Origin of the sequence: uncultured Adlercreutzia sp. (assembly GCF_958431955.1) — a bacterium.
Taxonomy (GTDB): Bacteria; Actinomycetota; Coriobacteriia; order Coriobacteriales; family Eggerthellaceae; genus Adlercreutzia.
On the sequence record NZ_CAUASN010000022.1, the window covers coordinates 11864 to 28494 of the forward strand.

Sequence of the window (16631 nt, forward strand, 5' to 3'; positions counted from 1 at the left end):
GTTACTCAGCCTCCTCGAAGATAACGTTGCGGGGCTTCTCGGCATCGGGGACGATCTCGCCCGTGTACTTGGAGATCTTCGCAATGCCGCTATTGTAGCCAGACGTGCCGCAGCCCGTAGTACGAGACCCCGTCAGCACATTCGGGCTGCCGCCGCGGTCGGCCTGCTCGTCCTCGTCGAATTCGAGCCAACCGGTATAGGGAACCGCCAGCACGCCTGGCATGATGCGCGCTGTCACCGATGCCGTGCGAATCATCGCGCCGCTGGGGCTTTCCACGCGGACGCCGTCACCGGTCTTGATGCCGGCCGCAGCCGCATCGGCCGTGTTGATAAACACCGGATTGGTCACCGTCTCCTGCAGCTGGTCGACGTTGGGCATGCTGCACTGCACGGCGCGCAGGCTGCGCGGGCCGAACACCTGGAAGGGATACTCGCCCTTCTGCTTGGCGGCGAAATCGGAGAACGTGGCCTCGTAGCCGTCGGCCTTGGGCACGTACTCGGGAATGGGACCCACCTGGCCGTACCCCATGGACGAGATAGCCTTCGACATCTCGCGGCAGTAGATCTCCATCTTGCCGCTCTCGGAGTTTTCCAGGGGATTGGCCTCCGGGTCGCGCGCGAAGTCCTCGTAGCCGATGAAGCCGTACGCGTCCCCCGCCTTGCGCGGCACGATGGCGATGCCCTCGTCGAACAGCTGCTTCAGGGGATACAGGCCCTCCTGGGGCTCGCCTTCCACGCCCCACTCGTCGATGTCTTCCTGGGTGATGGACACCACCGGCTGATCGATCTCGCCATTTTCGCCCATCACCATGGTGCCGGCCACCTGGTTGAACAGCTGCTGCTTCTCGCTGCCGCAGAACAGATCGGTTTCGGGGATGTCGAAGCGCTGGCACAGACCGCGAATAATATCCTGGTCGCTTCTGGCCTCAAAGAGCGGATCGACGATGGCCTGCTGGAATACGCAGCCATCGCGCATGCCGTCGGCGGCCACGCGGCCGCAACGCTCCCAGGGCGTCGTGATGGGCAGCACGATATCGGCGTACATGGCCTTGGGCTCGGGCGCGTAAGCGTGGGTCACCACGAAGTCAACCTTGCGGAAGGCCTCAACGCCGCGCAGCACATTCTCGCGCGAGACCAGCATGGAGCGGCCGGCGTTGTAGATGAGATGAATGTCGCACGTGCGTTTCTCGCCGATGGGCTCGATGTTCTTGAAGCCATAGTTGGTCATGCGCCCGTTGTACGTGTACTCGCCAGTCAGCACCGCCTCCCACAGCTCGCCAGAGCAGATGCAATCCTTGATGGCCGTGTCAATGGAGGGATTGCCCGCATCTCCTACCTTGAACAGGCGCGGGCCGCCGTCGAAGGCGCCGCCGTCGGTGCAGACTCCGCACATATGGCCCGACTTGCCGAAATGACCGGTCATGGCGCCTAGCGTCATGAAGAACTGGGAGATGTGATCGCCGTTGTTGATACGGGCCGGGCCCCAGCTGGTAAGGATGGCCACCTTCTTCGAAGGAGCGATCTCGTAGGCCAGCTTCTTGATCTGATCAACGGGCGTGCCGCAGAGATTGCTCGCCCACTCGGGAGTCTTCGGGATGCCATCGTAAGTGCCGAGCACGTAATCCTTGAAGTTGCCCTGGGGATCTTCCCCCTCGGGCATGTGCTCGGCATCGAAGCCGATCGTGCAGCGGTTCAGGAAATCCCAGTCGATGAGAGGGTTGGATGTCGGATCGTCCTCGGTGATGAGCACATAGGCGATACCCAAGATGAGCGCGTCGTCCTGGCCGGGGTACACCGGCACCCATTCCGCATCGAAGAACGAATAGGACTCGACGCACAGCGGATCGACGGCGAAGAACTTCGCCCCGCTTTCGCGGAAGAGGCCGGCATAGTAGGACAGCGTGCCCGTCGTGGACCAGCCAGGGTTGCAGCCGAACATGACAGCCGTTTCCACGTTCTGCAGATCGAGACGATCGTTGAGCATTTCGCGGGAGAGATGCTTGAACCCGTTGTAGCTATCGGGGATGGGATAGGCGCCGAAGGAGTGCGTACCCCACAGACTGGTGAAGCCGCCGATGCGATCCATGAAGCCATCCAAACCACAGCTCTTCCCGTCCGCAAGGATAGCCGCGTTGCCGTACTTCTCGATGACGTTCTTGATCTCGGCCGCAACGTAATCGAGCGCCTCGTCCCACGTGATGCGTTCCCACTCGTCCTTGCCGCGCAGGCTCTTGTCGCCGCCCGTAAAGGGCTCCCAGTGCTTACGCTTCATAGGGTACTTCAGGCGATCGGCGCCGAACACGTGCTTGCGCTGGGAACGACCGCGCAGGCACCCGCGGTGCTGCGGGCGCTCGACACTGTCCTCGTAGTTATCGTCAGTCTTCTGGCGCAGCACGACGCCATCCTTCACCAGTGCCTTGTTCACGCACATGCGGGACGCGCAGCCGTGCCAGCACGCCACGGGCACCCACTGGGCGCCCTCCTCGGGATCGGGGCCCGTCGATGCGCCCGTCTCGGAAAGCTCCACCGCGTTCTCGCTCTTGGGGCTGCAGGCGGCCAAAGCGCCCGAGAGGGCCGTGGCGGCAGCTGCAGCGGCACCTGCCTTAATAAATCCGCGGCGGCTGACCGACGTGCGGGCCGTTTGGTCCAAATAACCCATCTCTCAATCCTCCTCTTTCTCTCATGTGCCGAAGCACATGCCCCGGCGACAGCATCAGCCTACGCCCGGCACCCCCGAAACAGCCATAAATCAAATCTCATATCTTTCCGACAAGTTATTGCGGAAATATTACTCGTTACGAAGCGAAGTTGCCGGGAGAACCATTTCCTACGCCCGAAGCGCGAACCGGTGCAGTATGATATGAAAAATCGTGAAAGGTTCTTTTTATGACGGAAATTGATGGTCAGAAAACGTTACTTGTATATCTTGACGAAGCAGGCGACACATATTTCGGCGACTCGGGAACCCGCTTCTTTCTCTATACCGGCCTCGTTTTAACGGGCGAAGGCTTTCCCCTGCATCGGGCGTTGCTCGAGTGTCGCTACGCGACCATCGCGGCACAGGGGCGATTCAGCAACAGTCACGAGCGCAATGATTACTTTCATGCCACGGAAGACTCGCTTGAAACAAGGGAGCGTGTTTTCTCCACGCTGAAGAAGCATTCGAACGATGCTCGCGGCTACGCGACGATACTCGAGAAAGCAGCTCTAGCGCCAAACCGGCAAACGCCCGAGGAGCTATTCCAGACCGCAGCCAAAAGCCTCCTCAGCACCCTTATAGCTACCGAGACCCGCAATGCCTCATACAGCCATGTCAGCATCATGCTCGACTCGATTCCGGTGCAAAAGAAGCGCAAGGCCATCATCGGGGCCCTTAAGCGTGTATTGGCAGCGGCGCTGGAAGGAACCGGCATGACCTTTACTGTTACGCCCATGGCCTCTAAAAGCGATTTGGCCCTCCAGGCTGTCGATTACTATGCTTGGGCGCTCTATCGAAAATGGGAATCGAATGACCCTTCACAACTAACGCGACTTGGCGATGGCTCAATTCATGCCATCTGCGTAACGCCCTCGCAGGCAACCACGGATCCCAAAAAGCAAAACGACCCCCCCAGCTATCCGTAAGGAAGAGCAGCGGAGCTCTTATCGCTGGGGAGGAACCTTTTCACATTCATCATAGCACATCGCGGTGAATGCGAGCCGCTCTTTCCCGAGCTCCGCAAAAATCGCCTTCCCCCTCGGAAACAGCCATAAATCAAATCTCATATCTTTCCGACGAGTTATTGCGGAAATATTACTTCGGCGACGCCGCCCAGGTCAAAGCCCTCTTGACTCATCGTCATTTTCCAAAGCCCTTCTTACCCCTTAGCTTGCAAATGCAGTAGACTTAAGGCCGAGGGATTCGGACTCGGCGCCTCGGGGGAAGGTGGGGCGCAGTCGAGAGGAGGGACCGCCCATGCGCATCAAGCTTCGCACGAAGATCGCCGTGCTGGTGCTCGGCGTGGTGGCGGCGTTCCTGGTGGCGAACGTGGCATGGGAATCGTCCCGCGGAGCCAAGCTGGAAGAGGCCGAGCTGGTGCAGCAGGCCCGGGCCCTTTCGGCCAACATGGAGTCCGTCTGGGAGTTCATGAACAAGAACCAGGACAAGATCAACTACGACAGCGCCGGCAACTTCGAGTTCAAGGGCCTGCAGTGCTCTATCGCGGGTCGATCGGTGGGCGCGTTCTTCTCCCGCGACACCGACTACTCGGTGCGCTACGTGAGCGACACGCCGCGCAACCGCGCCGACGAGCCCGATGCCTTCGAGCAGGCGGCCATCGATGCCTTCCGCGCCGATGCGGGCACGACCGAGTACTACGGCTACGCCGAGCGCGACGGGCAGCGCGTGTTCCGCTACGTGGAGCCCATGGTGCTGGATGCGAGCTGCCTGTCGTGCCACGGGGAGCCCGCCGGCGAGATAGACCTTTCCGGCTACCCGCGCGAGGGCTTTTCCGAGGGCCACGTGTACGGGGCGCTTTCCATGGAGATTCCCACCGCTGTGTTCGAGGAGGCCTCGGCCCAGAACGCCGGACTGAACATCGGCTTCTCGCTCGCGCTCATCGTGGGCTGCGTGGCCATCATATCCCTGGCCATCGCCTACCTGGTCACCCGCCCCCTCACCCGCGTGCAGGCGGCCATGGAGAAGGTGGGCGCGGGCGATCTCTCCACGCGCCTGCCCGACACCACCTCCTCGACCGAGATGGCCGTGCTCTCACGCGGGTTCAACGTCATGGCCGATCAGGTGCAGGAGAGCCGCGAGCATCTGGAAGAGCTGGTGGCCCAGCGCACGGCGGCCCTGGAGCATGCCTACGGCGAGCTGGAGCGCCAGAGCATGGCCTTGGAGGAGGCCAACGAGGCGCTGACCGAGGAGAACCAGTACCGCAGCGACTTTCTGGCCATGATGAGCCACGAGCTGAAGACGCCGCTGGCCGCGTCCATGGCCTTCGCCGACATCCTGAGGGAGCGCCGCGCGGCGGGAGAGGCCCCCACAGCCGAGGACGAGCGGCTGTGGAGCGAGATGGAGGGCAACCACAAGACGCTGCTGTCGCTTATCAACAACATCCTGGAGATGGCCCGCATCGACGCTGGTCGCGAGAGCTTCCACCCCGAGCTTATGGACGTCGGCGACATGGTGGGCCTCGTGCAGGCCACCATCGCCCCGCTCGCCGGCCAGAAGTCCATCGCCCTGGAGTACCGCATCGGCGATGTGCCGCTGTTCGTGGCCGATGCCGAGAAGCTGCGGCGCATCGTGGAGAACCTCATGAGCAATGCCGTGAAGTTCACACCCGCCGGCGGCCGCATCGTGTTCGCGGTGCAGCACCGCGCCGATGCGGGCCTCATCAACCTTTCGGTGGCCGACACCGGCTGCGGCATTCCCGAGGCGAGCCAAGCCACCATCTTCGACCGCTTCGTGCAGGCCGACAGCTCCTCCTCGCGCGCCTACGGCGGCAGCGGGCTGGGGCTCGCGCTCGTGCGCGAGCTGGCCGAGATGCACGGGGGCACCGTGACGCTTGAGAGCACCGTCGGCGAGGGCTCCGTCTTCACCGTGAGCATTCCCGACGACATTCCCCTGATAGACGCCGAGGACGAGAGGGACGCGGGTGCCGCCGCCCGCGACGGGAAAACACGCGAGGGCCGCTTGGGAGAGGAGACCCATGGATAAGATTCTGCTCATCGACGACGATCCGAGCCTGCAGCTGGCGCTGCGGCACCTGGTAACCGAGGCGGGCTACGACTTCTGCTGCGCCGGCGACGGGCGCGAGGGGCTGGCGCTGATCGAGCAAGAGCGGCCCGATCTGGTGCTCTTGGACGTCATGATGCCCGGCATGAACGGCTACGACGTGTGCACCGCCCTGCGCGAGCGCGGTCACCGCGTGCCCATCATCTTCCTGTCGGCCAAGGGCGACATCGTGGACAAGTCCATCGGGTTCAAGGCCGGCGGGGACGACTACCTGGTGAAGCCCTTCGACAACAGCGAGCTTCTGCTGCGCATCGAGGCCCACCTGCGCCGCCACAAGGGCGATCTGGCCTTCGCCCGCGCCAGCGCCCAGAACGGCTACACCACCGTGGGCGACTTGTCCATCTCCTTCGGGAAGTACCTCGTGGAGAAGAACGGGCGCGCGCTCGATCTGACGAGCAAGGAGTTCGAAATTCTGGCGCTTTTGGCCGCCAACCCGGGCCAGGTGCACACGCGCCAGCAGATCTACGAACACATCTGGGGCGAGGGTGCTGTGGTGGACGCGAGTTCCATCACCGTGTTCATCCGCCGCATCCGCGAGAAGATCGAGGACAACGCGAGCCAGCCGAAGTACCTGCTCACCGTGTGGGGCGTCGGCTACAAGTTCGCGGAGTAGGGAGACGCTGGCCATTCAAAGAGCGCCACTTTAGGAAGTGCGAGGCAAGGCCCCCATGGGCAACTCATTGACGGACGAAACCGAAAGGGAGCTGCCCGCTAATCGCTAAGAGTGATGTTGCATCGATTGATCCGTAAATACTGACCGTCTTCGACCGTGAACTCATCCGAACCGCTGAACGTGCTCGAAGCGACTGCCTTCCTGTCGGGAGCACTGGTGTCGGTCTCTCGCAGGCAGCGTGCCTCCAGCAACGTAGCTTCCTGCTGGATAGCCCACCGCCTCATCGGCGTTCGCCATCCCCTCCCCATCCGCATTGTCCGCTCGCGCCTCAGAGACCGCAGCGGACTCCTGCGCTCCCTTCGAAACCGAGCCCACGGAATCGCGGATGGCCCCACGCTCGGTCGCCGAATAGACGGCGTGGTAGGAATGGGGATTCCCCTAGAATTCCCCGTCGTTCAGCCCGAATTCCGCCAGCAGCAGATCGCGGTACGCGGCGTCCTCGGCTGCCCGCTTCGCGTCGTCGAGCCGGCCCTCGTCGATCAAGCAGGCCATGAGACTCCCAAGCCGGTCCATGCCCTTCTCAAGACCCTCTTCCAAGCCCTCCGCTCTCGCCTGGCGGCAGCGTATCTCCGTGTCCTGCTCAAAGGTAAGCACTCTTGTCACCCACTCTCGGTCTTGGTTGTATCTCTCGACAGACAAGTCGATCCGGCGCGACAGCGGCCCCTCGGCCTGCCCCGTTCGCACATAGTGTAGCAAATCCCGCAGCACCGGGTCGGCCACGCTCTCCTCCGCCGCGGCGTTCAACACGATCCAATGGGAGTCATCGCCGATAGGCACCTCGCAATCCTCGAGGCAAGTGCGCTCGATGGTGTAGAGGGGCTTGCCGGCGCCGAGGAAGTCGACGGCGCCGATGAAGATGACGAAGCTCTCGGGCAGCTGCTCATAGCCTTCCCCCTCGCCGAGCTCGGTGGCGTCGATGGCGGCCTGGTAGTAGCGCAGCCTACGCCCGATGTGGCGCTCGCGCGTCAGCTGCATCTCGACATCGTACACCCGGCCGTCCTCGCGGGCGAACACGTCCATACGAATCCCGCGGCTCGCCGCCGCCGGCTCCTTGGCCTGATCGGCATTGAGATAGCGGATCTCGCCGATGGGGATGCCGAGCACGGCGCCCAGCACTTCGCGGCACACCTCCTCCTGGCACATAACGCGGTTGAACATCCAGCGATTCGAGAACTTGAGATTTCTCTGGAACATAGCGGCTCCTCTGATGGCAATCGGTACGATATCCGCAGCCTACAATCCCAGAACCGCATTTATGTCGCGAGAAAGCCGCACTTTTCTCCCGCCGCGCACCCCCGCGGCGTCGCGTTGGAACCCCGGCCGATTTCCGGGCCGCAGGGTCTCCAGCGGGACAACGGCGGGAAACGAGAAACGCCCCGCCGCTTGAAGAGCGGCGGGGCGCCAGGATCGACCGGAGTTGAGAAGGCCCTACCCGATGCCGCCGTAGAAGATGCCGAGCACGATGACCACGGCGGTGATGCCCACGAACACATAGCGGGTCATGAAGTTGAACCAGTTGCCGAGGGGCTTCTTCCGACCCTCCTCGGCCTGCTTCTTCGCGAAGCCCGCCGGGCACACCCAGAAGAACATGACGGCGGCCAAAAACGCGCCCACGGGGATGACGTAGATGGAGATGACGTCCATCCAGTCGCTCACCGAGCTGCCGTTCTCCAGGAACAGCCCCACGGCCACCGCGAGCACCGCCACGATGCCCACCGATGCCGCGCGGGAAAGCCCCGCCTGCTCCTGGAGCGCCTCCACCGGCGCCTCGAACAGGTTCATGAGGCTCGTGATGGCGGCGAACACCACAGCCACGAACAGAATGACGGCGAAGATGTTGCCGAGGGGCATCTCCTGGAACACCTGAGCCAGGGTGATGAACAGCAGCGGCGGCCCGGAGGACACGTCCAGCCCGAAGGCGAACACCGCCGGTACCACCACGCAAGCGGCCACGAGGCCCGCGATGGTATCGAAGATGGCCACGTTCTTCGCCGCGTCCACCACGTCCACGTCCTGCTTCAGATAGCTGCCGTACACGAGCGTGCCGCAGCCGGCGAGCGACATGCTGAAGAAGGCCTGACCGAGGGCGTACACCCAGGTGGTGGGATTCAGCAGCGCCTCCCAGCGCGGTACGAGCAGGTACAGGTAGCCCGCCTCGGCGCCGGGCAGCGTTGCCACGCGGATGGCGATGATGATGAACAGCACGAAGAACAGCGGCATGAGCACCTTGTTCACGCGCTCGATGCCGCGGGACACGCCCAGGATCATGATGCCGAAGGTGATGGCCAGGCCCAGCAGGTGGAAGCCCACGTTGCCGAAGTCCGACGCGATGCCGCCGAAGAACGCCCCCATGTCGGACTGGGCCGCCAGCTCGCCGGTGAGCGACGAGAACAGGTAGTGGCATGCCCAGCCGAGCACCACGGCGTACCCGATGGCGATGGCAAGCGACCCCAAGGTGGGAATGAGTCCGATGGCCTTGCCGATACGGCTGCCGTTCTTCACGCCGCGCATCTCCATCGCCTTGCCGAAGGCGCCCATGGGACCGGCGCCCATGGCACGGCCGAAGGACATCTCGCCGATGACGCCGGTAAACCCGAGCAGGGCGATGAAGATGAGGTAGGGAATGAGGAAGGCCGCACCTCCCAGCTGAGCCACGCGGTACGGGAACAGCCAGATGTTGGCCATGCCCACCGCGCTGCCCACGCAGGCCAGGATGAAGCCCGTGTGCGTCGCCCAGGTGTCGCGGCGCCGGCCGTCCGTCTCCTCGCCGACCTCGATGGCCCGCGCCTCTTCTGCCACGATGTTGTCGCTTCTGTTCGCCACAGCGTCCTCCTTGAAAGTTCCGTGCCCACCATCATAGCGAAAGACAGGACCTGCAAGCACGGCTTTTCGCCAGCGGGCAACAACGACCTCAAGGGGCCAAGCATGTGATGGGAACGACATACACTCCATCGTCCCGCCGATAGGCATACCCGCCGGGCGTTATCACAGCGAGGAACGAAGGCTCGCCCATAATACCCCGATCGATCTTTCCCGCCAGCTTCTTCAGATTGCAGGCGCCCTCCTCAATAAACTTAGCGCCCATTTTCACCTCGCAAAGCGCGTATCTTCCGTCTGGCAGAACGACAACCGCATCAGCCTCTAAGCCGGTATTATCGTGATAGTGCATCACCTGGCCCCCGAGCGCCTCGGCATAGACGCGCAGATCCCTCACGCAAAGACTCTCGAACAGGAGACCGCACGTAGACATATCTTTCAAAAGGAGGCCCGGAGTGGCCCCCAATGCCGCCGCCGCTATAGACGGATCGGCGAAATAGCGCACAGGGGTAGTTGTGATACGCGACCGCGCATGCAGAGAAGGAGACCACGCGGGCATGTCCTCGATCACGTAGAGATTCCTCAACGCGCCGACATACGAGTGCACGGTATCTTTCGATAGATCGCTCCCACGAGCCTTCAGGTTGCTGCGCACCGTTCCCATATCGGCCTGAGTGGCGCTGCACCGGGCGTAGGCCTGAAGAATAACGCGCGCATACTGCGAGTTTCGCGACACTCCGTCCACACGCGAGATATCCTCCTCGGCAATAGCGTCGAGATAGTCGTAGGCCATGCGGAGCGAGGCTCGCTCGCTCTCTGTTGTTACAGCCCGAGGCCATCCTCCGCGGCATATCAAGTAAGCGATATTCTCAATGTCCTTGGAAGAATAGCCTTCTATTTCTTCCTCGTCAGCGGAAACGGTGCAATCCTCCCCCTGGCAAACACGGCCGAACAGCGTACTCAAACTCACCTCAGCCGTCGAGTCGCCAGTCTCGTAAAGTGTCATAGTGCGCATATCAAGGAAGGAGAACCGTCCCGTTCCCGAATGCCGGGGTTTTTCCTGCGGCGCGGCCGAACCAGTGAGCATGAATTGGCCCGGCTCGTCCGACCGATCTACGGCATAGCGCACTGCATCCCACAGTTGAGGCGCTTCCTGCCATTCATCAATAAGACGAGGCTTGCTTCCCGCAAGCAGGAGAGAGGGCTTTGTATTCGCAAGGATCTGATTGTTATCGCGTTCATCAGGATCCTGCATGAAGACGGCACTCTTCGCCTGCTGCTCGGCAGTGGCCGTCTTCCCGCACCACTTCAGACCTCGTATCGCAACAGCGCCCGCATAGGTCAAACGCTCTGTTAAATCGACATCTACAATACGCGGCAAATAGGTTTTCATAGCTGCTCCAAATTAGACGACCTGCTGTTTACAATCATTTTAACCTGCTGTTTGCAACTATTTCAACCTGCTGTTTGCAATAGATCCGACCCCCTCTTTGCAATTTGAGGAGGTCGATCTGAGCGCTAGTTGTCGCGGAGGAGTCGGCGGTAGAGCAGTTTGAAGGCCACTGCGGCGGCCACTATCCAAGCAGCCGTCACCGCGAGGGGCGCCATCGCATCCGCCGGCGTCAGATTCCCGCTCACAATAAGGCGCAACAGCTCGTCTGCACCTCCCGTGGGCGCGAAGCGCACCACCGCGCGAATGCTCTCGGAGAAGCTGCCGAAGATGGGCGCCATGGAAAGCAGGAGCACCGGCACGCTGTACAGGCCCGCGGTCATCTGGTCGCGCGAGGCAAGCCCCATCACGAGCGACACCAGAATGACGGGCACCGCCCCCACGCCGCCGAGGAGCAGATACCACCCGGCAAGGCTCCACGGCGCCCCCGACACGGCGAAGCACACCAGCTCAGTCGCCAGCGTCAGGACGAAGGCCACGACTCCCTTGGCAAGCATGAGCTGATCGGCACTCACATTCGCCAGCATGAGGGTGCGCAGGGTGTGCTTCTCCTTCTCCTCGGCCAAACCGTAGATGAGCGACACAGAGGCGCCCATGCCAATGGACAGGCACAGCGACATTGACAGCACGATGTATTGGACGACCGACGTCACCTGGGGGCTTGCGTCGAAGCCCCCGTCGCCGCGCAGTGGGTCGGCCAGGCCCATATCCCCGATGAAGAACCGATAGAACACGGCGAAACCCACGGGCATTAGCACGCACAGGATCATGGTCGGGTTCTTGACGAGATCGACAGCGTCCTTGGCGATAAGGGCGCTCAGCTTGCGCAGATTCGCTTGCATCAGAACTCCCTTCCCGTCAACGTCAGAAACACTTCCTCCAAGTTCGGCTCATCGGAATGCACCGCGAGCAACTCGTCGGCCGCAGCCAACTCGGACAGCTTTGCGACATCGGCAGCGTCCTTGGAAAGCTCCAGCGTGCCGCCCGTGCGGGTGCGTACCGTAATGCGGTTGCGAGCATAGCGCAACTTCAGCTCGTCGGGGTCGTCGCAGGCGGCAACGGCGCCGTCGGCCAGGATAGCCACGCGATCGCACACCGTTTCCGCCTCGGCCATGTCGTGGGTGGTGAGAAATACCGTCGTCCCCCGGGCGCGCAGGCCGGCGAGCAGCTTGTGCACCTCGGCGCGAGCCGCCGGATCGAGCCCGCTCGTCGGCTCGTCCAAAAACAACAGCTCCGGCTCGTGGACGAGAGCCGCCGCGAGGGCCGCGCGTTGGCGCATGCCCTTCGAGCAGTGCTTGATGGGCGTCTTGGCATCATCGGCCAGACCGAGGCGCTGGAGCAGCGCCGGCACCCGGCGCCGCCCCACACCGCGCAGCTGCGCGTAGAGCCCCACGTTGTCGGCGATGGACATGCGGTCGTACAGAGCGCTCGTGTCAGACAGGATGCCCACGCGCTCGTAGTCGGCCTCCGTCGCTCGCTCGATGGGGCGCCCCAGCAGGCTGATGCGACCGCTATCGCGGGCAAGCTGGCGCGTGAGCAGCTTGATGGTGGTAGTCTTGCCGGATCCCGACGGACCCAGAAAGCCGAACACCTCGCCGCGCCGCACCGAGAACGCGAGGTTCTCGAGCACGCGCTTGTTGCCGAAGCTCAGGCTCACCGCCTCCATGGAAAGGATGGCCGCGCTCATCGAACGGCTTTCGCGACGCCGACGGCCACGGCGGCATCGCTGGTCTCAGCCGCGGCGGGACGGCCGGGCTCCAGGGCGTCCAGGCGCTTGTTCACCTTGGCGAGGCCCTCGTCGATATGGCGCTGCAGGTACACTACCCCCGCGCCGATGAGCACGAAGGCGAAGGCGAGCGCGCCAACCAGAATGGTAAGAGCATGGGTCGTGATCATGGGAAATCCTCTCTTTCAGGGCGCTATACAAGCGCCGGTGAACTGACGAGGCCCATGATCGGGAAAGCGCCCGCTGCCTGCAATGTCTTCTGCACGACACGCGCCCAAGGCTGCACGAGAGGAGCCCCGAGGCGCACGAGAGGAGCAGAGCGAGACCAGCGGTAAGCCCCACGCAGATTCCGCAGCGGCTCCTACTTCCAGCCGTAGCGGTCGCGCATGGCTTCGGCGCGGCCCTTCGACAGAGGCAGCGAGGTATGCGCCGCATCGGACAGCACGAGATTGAAGGTGTTGCGCGTGTAGCGCTCCACGCGGGACACCTTCTGCACGTTCACGATATAGGAGCGGTGGCAGCGGAAGAACCCGAAGCGGGTAAGCTCAGCCTCCAGCTCGTCCATGGTGAGGCTCGTCGGGTACAGCTCGCCGCGTACGCTCGCGTAGTTCACCCGGTTGGCGCTCTCGATGAAGTCGATGTCGCGCGGATCGAGCAGCAGCGTGGCGTCTCCGGCCTTCACGGCGATCTTGCACACGCGCACCTCGTCGGAGAAGCCGTCATCTCCCTCGACGCCCGCCTCCTCCACATCGGCCGCAATCAGGCGGCCCTCCTCTTCCCAAAACGCGCGACCCGGCATAAGTAACGCCTCGCGCAGGGGCTGGCCCACGGTAACGAATACGGTGCCGGCCTCGTGGCGCTCGGCGATCCACGCCAGCACGAGGGCACGGGAGGCAGCACCCAAATCCAGCAGGGGCCGCTCGCAGAAGCACAGCTCCGGCTCGAAGAGACTCATGCGGGCGAAGGAGAGCAGGGCGCGCTGCTCGGGGGTAAGCTTCGCCACTAGGGTGCGCGCGCTTTCCTCCAGGGCGAAGTGGGTCAGGGCATCCTCGGCCGCCGCATTGTCCCGCCTGGCGAGGCGGGCGAAGAAGCGCAGGTAGGACCGAACGGTATCGCGGTCGAAGCCGCCGTCGTCCTCCAGGAAGTAGGCGCCGCGCCGAGCGCCCTGCGCCTCAATGGCAGCCTGGCGGGCGCGCAGGCTCGTCTCGCGGGCGCATTCCACATGCACGCTGCGACACGCCTGACCCGCCTCCGCGCGGACGAGCTCCTCGATGGAGGAGTATTCGGTAGGAAATGTCTCTGAGGCCATGGCTTCTCTTCCGGGTCGGTTGCGCCGTTTATTATAATGGCGACCGAGAAGATAAGGGAAAGAAAGGCGCCTATGGACCAACAGGGGCACACGACGCTGCGCATTATCGGTGCGCTCATCGCGCGCGATGCGGGCTGCGCCCTGCGCAATCCCACAGTGCTTTTGTGCGCCGTGGTGGCCGTCGCCTTCTCGTGGTTCTTCGGGGCCATGCTGGCCGACGAGGCGGCCGCAGCCTCCGACTTCGGCGCCTTCCTCATGGCCTTCGCGGCGATCCTTCCCACCCTGGAGGCGGGCGGGGTCGTCACGCTGTTCGTCATGAGCGAGGAGGACGCCCGCGGCACCTATGACGTCATGTTGCGCGGCGGCGCGAGCCTGGGGGCCATCGTGACGGCGAAGGTGATCGTCGGCGCCGTGGGCTGCGCGGTGCTCGTGCCCCTGTGCCTGGCGCTTGTGGGCGCACCAATCGCAGGACTCGCTCCCGCGGCGCTGCTGGCGGGCGCGGGCAGCCTTCCTGTGCTCATGCTCTTCTGCGGGTGCGGCCTGCGCGCCGCCGACCAGATGCGCACGAACGGATGGTCCTGGCCCCTCGTCGTTGCCGGGATGCTGCCACTGCTCGGTGCGATGGGGCCGCAGTGGGCGCCGCTCGTCGCAGTGAGCCCCCTGGGATTTCTCGCCGGCAGCTGCACGGCGGCAGCCACGGGAATGCCCGACGCGCTGGGCCTTCCCCTTCCGGCCCTCGCGGCCAACCTCGTCGTCTGGCTGGCCCTGGCCGCCCTCTGGCTGCGCCGCTCCATGGGCTCATGGCGCAGCGCCCGGAAAGCGCGCTAGACGCAGGCCTCCACCACGGCGGCGATGGCTCGGGCGTGCTCGCGGGCAGCGGCCGGGTCCACCGCCTCCACCATCACGCGCACCACCGGCTCGGTGCCGCTTGGACGCAAGAGCACGCGGCCGTCGTCGCCCAGGGCCTCCTCGGCCGCGGCCACGGCGGCGGCCACCTCGGCGCTGCCGTCCACGGCGTGCTTGTCGGCGACGCGCACGTTGATGAGGGTCTGGGGCATCTTCTCCATCACGCGGATGGCCTCGCCCACGGGCTTGCCGGAACGCAGCACTGCGGCCAAGAACTGGCAGGCCGTCATGAGTCCGTCGCCGGTGGAGTTGTGCTCGAGCAGGATCATATGGCCCGACTGCTCGCCGCCGATGGAGTAGCCGTGCTCGCGCATGGCCTCCAGCACGTAGCGGTCGCCCACCTTCGTCTGCACCACCTCGATGCCGGCCTCGCGCATGGCGCGCACGAAGCCGAAGTTCGCCATGACCGTGGACACCACGGCATCACCCGCCAGCACACCGCGCTCGCGCATATCGAGCGCGCAGACGGCCTCCACCATGTCGCCGTCCACCACGGTGCCGTCGGGACACATGATCATCACGCGGTCGGCGTCGCCGTCGTGGGCGATGCCTACATCGGCGCCGCTCTCGGCCATGAGCGCGCGCAGGGGCTCCAGATGGGTGGAGCCGCACTGCACGTTGATGTCCATGCCGTTGAAGTCGTCGTTGATGACCGTCACCTCGGCGCCGAGGCGGCGCAGGGCCTCGGGGCTCGTGAGCGCCGAGGCGCCGTGGCCCGTGTCGAGCGCGATGGACAGGCCCGAGAAATCGAGTCCCTGGTTCTGAATGGAGCGCACCACGTGGTCGATGTAGATCTCGCAGGCCTGCTCCAGAGGCACCGTCACGCCGAGGGAGCCGCCCGAGGGCATGTTGATCTCGGAGGCGATGTAGGTGAGCGCGTCGGCCGGGGCGCCCTCGACCGCCGAGGTGCGCGCGGCCGCATCGGCCACGGAGCGGGCCTCGGCCACCTGGCCCTCCAGGCCTCCCGCGGCGATGAACGCCTCGATGTCGTCCTCCACGGCGTCGGGCAGCTTGAAGCCCTGGGCGTCGAAGAGCTTGATGCCGTTGTACTCCGGCGGGTTGTGGGAGGCTGAGATGACCGCACCGCCCGCAGCCCTCATCTCGCGCACGAGCAGGGCCACGCCCGGCGTGGGGATGACGCCGGCCACGAGCGCCGTGCCGCCCGCGCTCATGATACCGGCCACCATGGCCGCCTCCAGCATGTCGCCGGAAAGGCGCGTATCCTTGCCCACCACGATGGTCTTGCCCAGGAAGGTAGCGGCAGCCTGGCCCAAACGGTAGGCAAGCTCGCAGGTCAGCTCGACGTTCGCGATGCCGCGCACGCCGTCGGTTCCAAACAGTCGGGCCATGTTACTTTCCTCTTCTCACGTATTCCCCGTGCAGGCGCACGGCGCCGGCGGGGCGCTCCTCGTCGGTCATGCGGTTGTTCAACTCGGCGGCGAACTCGTCGAGCGAGATGCCGTAGCGCTCAAGTACTACCAGCAAATGATACACCACGTCGGCGGCTTCGTAGCGCAGGTGGTCCACCGCCTCGCCGTACTCGGGCGGAAGCTGCACCGAAAGGGGCTCGTCGGCAGCATCGGCGACCGCGGCCCCATCATCGGCGGCCTGCAAGGCCACGGCCGCGGCGAGCGACGAGGTGGCCCAGCCCTCCACGTCCTTGGCGGCCAGGGCCACTTCCCCGGCTTCTTCCATGACCTTCTTCAGCACGCTATCCACGTTGCCGGCCAGAAGCCGATGGGTGTAGCTCGTCTCGTCGGCCTCACGCCGGGCGGCAATGGTGGCACCGAGCGCCTCCAACGTGACGCCGATCTGCGAGACGGGCGCCACCTCGCCTTCGGGAATGTACGTCTTATCAACCATAGGTGACACTGCTTTCTCTTCGCAGGCGAGCATGCTATAATGCAGATACCGGCAAAGCCCGAGTGACCTTACACTCTGGTCGGGCGGCGCAGGTTGTTTTGATTAGGG

The 16631-nt window shown here is 64.1% G+C and carries 14 protein-coding genes; 4 read left to right on the top strand and 10 right to left on the bottom strand.

What is annotated here, in order from left to right:
• Window position 1 precedes the first annotated feature (1 nt).
• Window positions 2-2659 (bottom strand): molybdopterin-dependent oxidoreductase, encoded by a 2658-nt coding sequence (locus Q5064_RS07745; protein ID WP_302963607.1) that lies wholly within the window; start codon window positions 2657-2659, stop codon window positions 2-4.
• Between the two features lie 227 nt (window positions 2660-2886).
• Between Q5064_RS07745 and Q5064_RS07750 the strand changes: the two genes are divergently transcribed.
• The 3 genes from Q5064_RS07750 (at window position 2887) to Q5064_RS07760 (ending at window position 6392) form a co-directional block, all read left to right on the top strand.
• Window positions 2887-3624, top strand: a complete 738-nt coding sequence (locus tag Q5064_RS07750; RefSeq protein ID WP_302963610.1) for a DUF3800 domain-containing protein — start codon at window positions 2887-2889, stop codon at window positions 3622-3624.
• A 331-nt stretch (window positions 3625-3955) separates the two neighbouring features.
• A complete protein-coding gene (locus tag Q5064_RS07755; RefSeq protein ID WP_302963611.1) occupies window positions 3956-5701 on the top strand; it encodes a DUF3365 domain-containing protein in 1746 nt (581 codons plus the stop codon).
• Window positions 5694-6392, top strand: coding sequence for a response regulator transcription factor (locus Q5064_RS07760; RefSeq protein ID WP_302963613.1), 699 nt, complete (start codon window positions 5694-5696; stop codon window positions 6390-6392). Before Q5064_RS07755 ends, Q5064_RS07760 begins: the two co-directional genes overlap by 8 nt.
• 438 nt (window positions 6393-6830) lie before the next feature.
• On the opposite strand, the gene Q5064_RS07765 is transcribed toward Q5064_RS07760, so the two are convergent.
• The 7 genes from Q5064_RS07765 to Q5064_RS07795 form a co-directional block, all read right to left on the bottom strand.
• On the bottom strand, window positions 6831-7646 hold the full coding sequence (locus Q5064_RS07765) for an Rpn family recombination-promoting nuclease/putative transposase (protein ID WP_302963615.1): 816 nt from the start codon (window positions 7644-7646) through the stop codon (window positions 6831-6833).
• 234 nt (window positions 7647-7880) lie between these two features.
• On the bottom strand, window positions 7881-9275 hold the full coding sequence (locus tag Q5064_RS07770) for a sodium-dependent transporter (protein ID WP_302963616.1): 1395 nt from the start codon (window positions 9273-9275) through the stop codon (window positions 7881-7883).
• Window positions 9276-9363: 88 nt separating this feature from the next.
• Complete coding sequence (locus Q5064_RS07775) at window positions 9364-10662, bottom strand: ATP-binding protein (RefSeq protein WP_302963617.1); 1299 nt, start codon at window positions 10660-10662, stop codon at window positions 9364-9366.
• Between the two features lie 125 nt (window positions 10663-10787).
• Window positions 10788-11561, bottom strand: coding sequence for an ABC transporter permease (locus Q5064_RS07780; RefSeq protein ID WP_302963619.1), 774 nt, complete (start codon window positions 11559-11561; stop codon window positions 10788-10790).
• Entirely contained in the window at window positions 11561-12406 is an 846-nt protein-coding gene (locus Q5064_RS07785; RefSeq protein WP_302963621.1) for an ABC transporter ATP-binding protein, read from the bottom strand. The genes Q5064_RS07780 and Q5064_RS07785 overlap by 1 nt, the downstream gene beginning before the upstream one ends.
• Complete coding sequence (locus Q5064_RS07790) at window positions 12403-12615, bottom strand: hypothetical protein (protein ID WP_302963622.1); 213 nt, start codon at window positions 12613-12615, stop codon at window positions 12403-12405. The genes Q5064_RS07785 and Q5064_RS07790 overlap by 4 nt, the downstream gene beginning before the upstream one ends.
• Window positions 12616-12806: 191 nt before the next feature.
• Complete coding sequence (locus tag Q5064_RS07795) at window positions 12807-13754, bottom strand: LytTR family DNA-binding domain-containing protein (RefSeq protein ID WP_302963624.1); 948 nt, start codon at window positions 13752-13754, stop codon at window positions 12807-12809.
• A gap of 72 nt (window positions 13755-13826) precedes the next feature.
• On the opposite strand from Q5064_RS07795, the gene Q5064_RS07800 reads away from it, so the two are divergent.
• Window positions 13827-14582, top strand: coding sequence for a hypothetical protein (locus Q5064_RS07800; protein ID WP_302963625.1), 756 nt, complete (start codon window positions 13827-13829; stop codon window positions 14580-14582).
• On the opposite strand, the gene Q5064_RS07805 is transcribed toward Q5064_RS07800, so the two are convergent.
• Together Q5064_RS07805 and Q5064_RS07810 are read right to left on the bottom strand one after the other, a co-directional pair.
• Complete coding sequence (locus Q5064_RS07805; RefSeq protein ID WP_302963627.1) at window positions 14579-16009, bottom strand: phosphoglucosamine mutase; 1431 nt, start codon at window positions 16007-16009, stop codon at window positions 14579-14581. The genes Q5064_RS07800 and Q5064_RS07805 overlap by 4 nt on opposite strands.
• A gap of 1 nt (window position 16010) precedes the next feature.
• Window positions 16011-16523, bottom strand: a complete 513-nt coding sequence (locus Q5064_RS07810) for a phosphoribosyl-ATP pyrophosphatase (RefSeq protein WP_302963628.1) — start codon at window positions 16521-16523, stop codon at window positions 16011-16013.
• Window positions 16524-16631 lie beyond the last annotated feature (108 nt).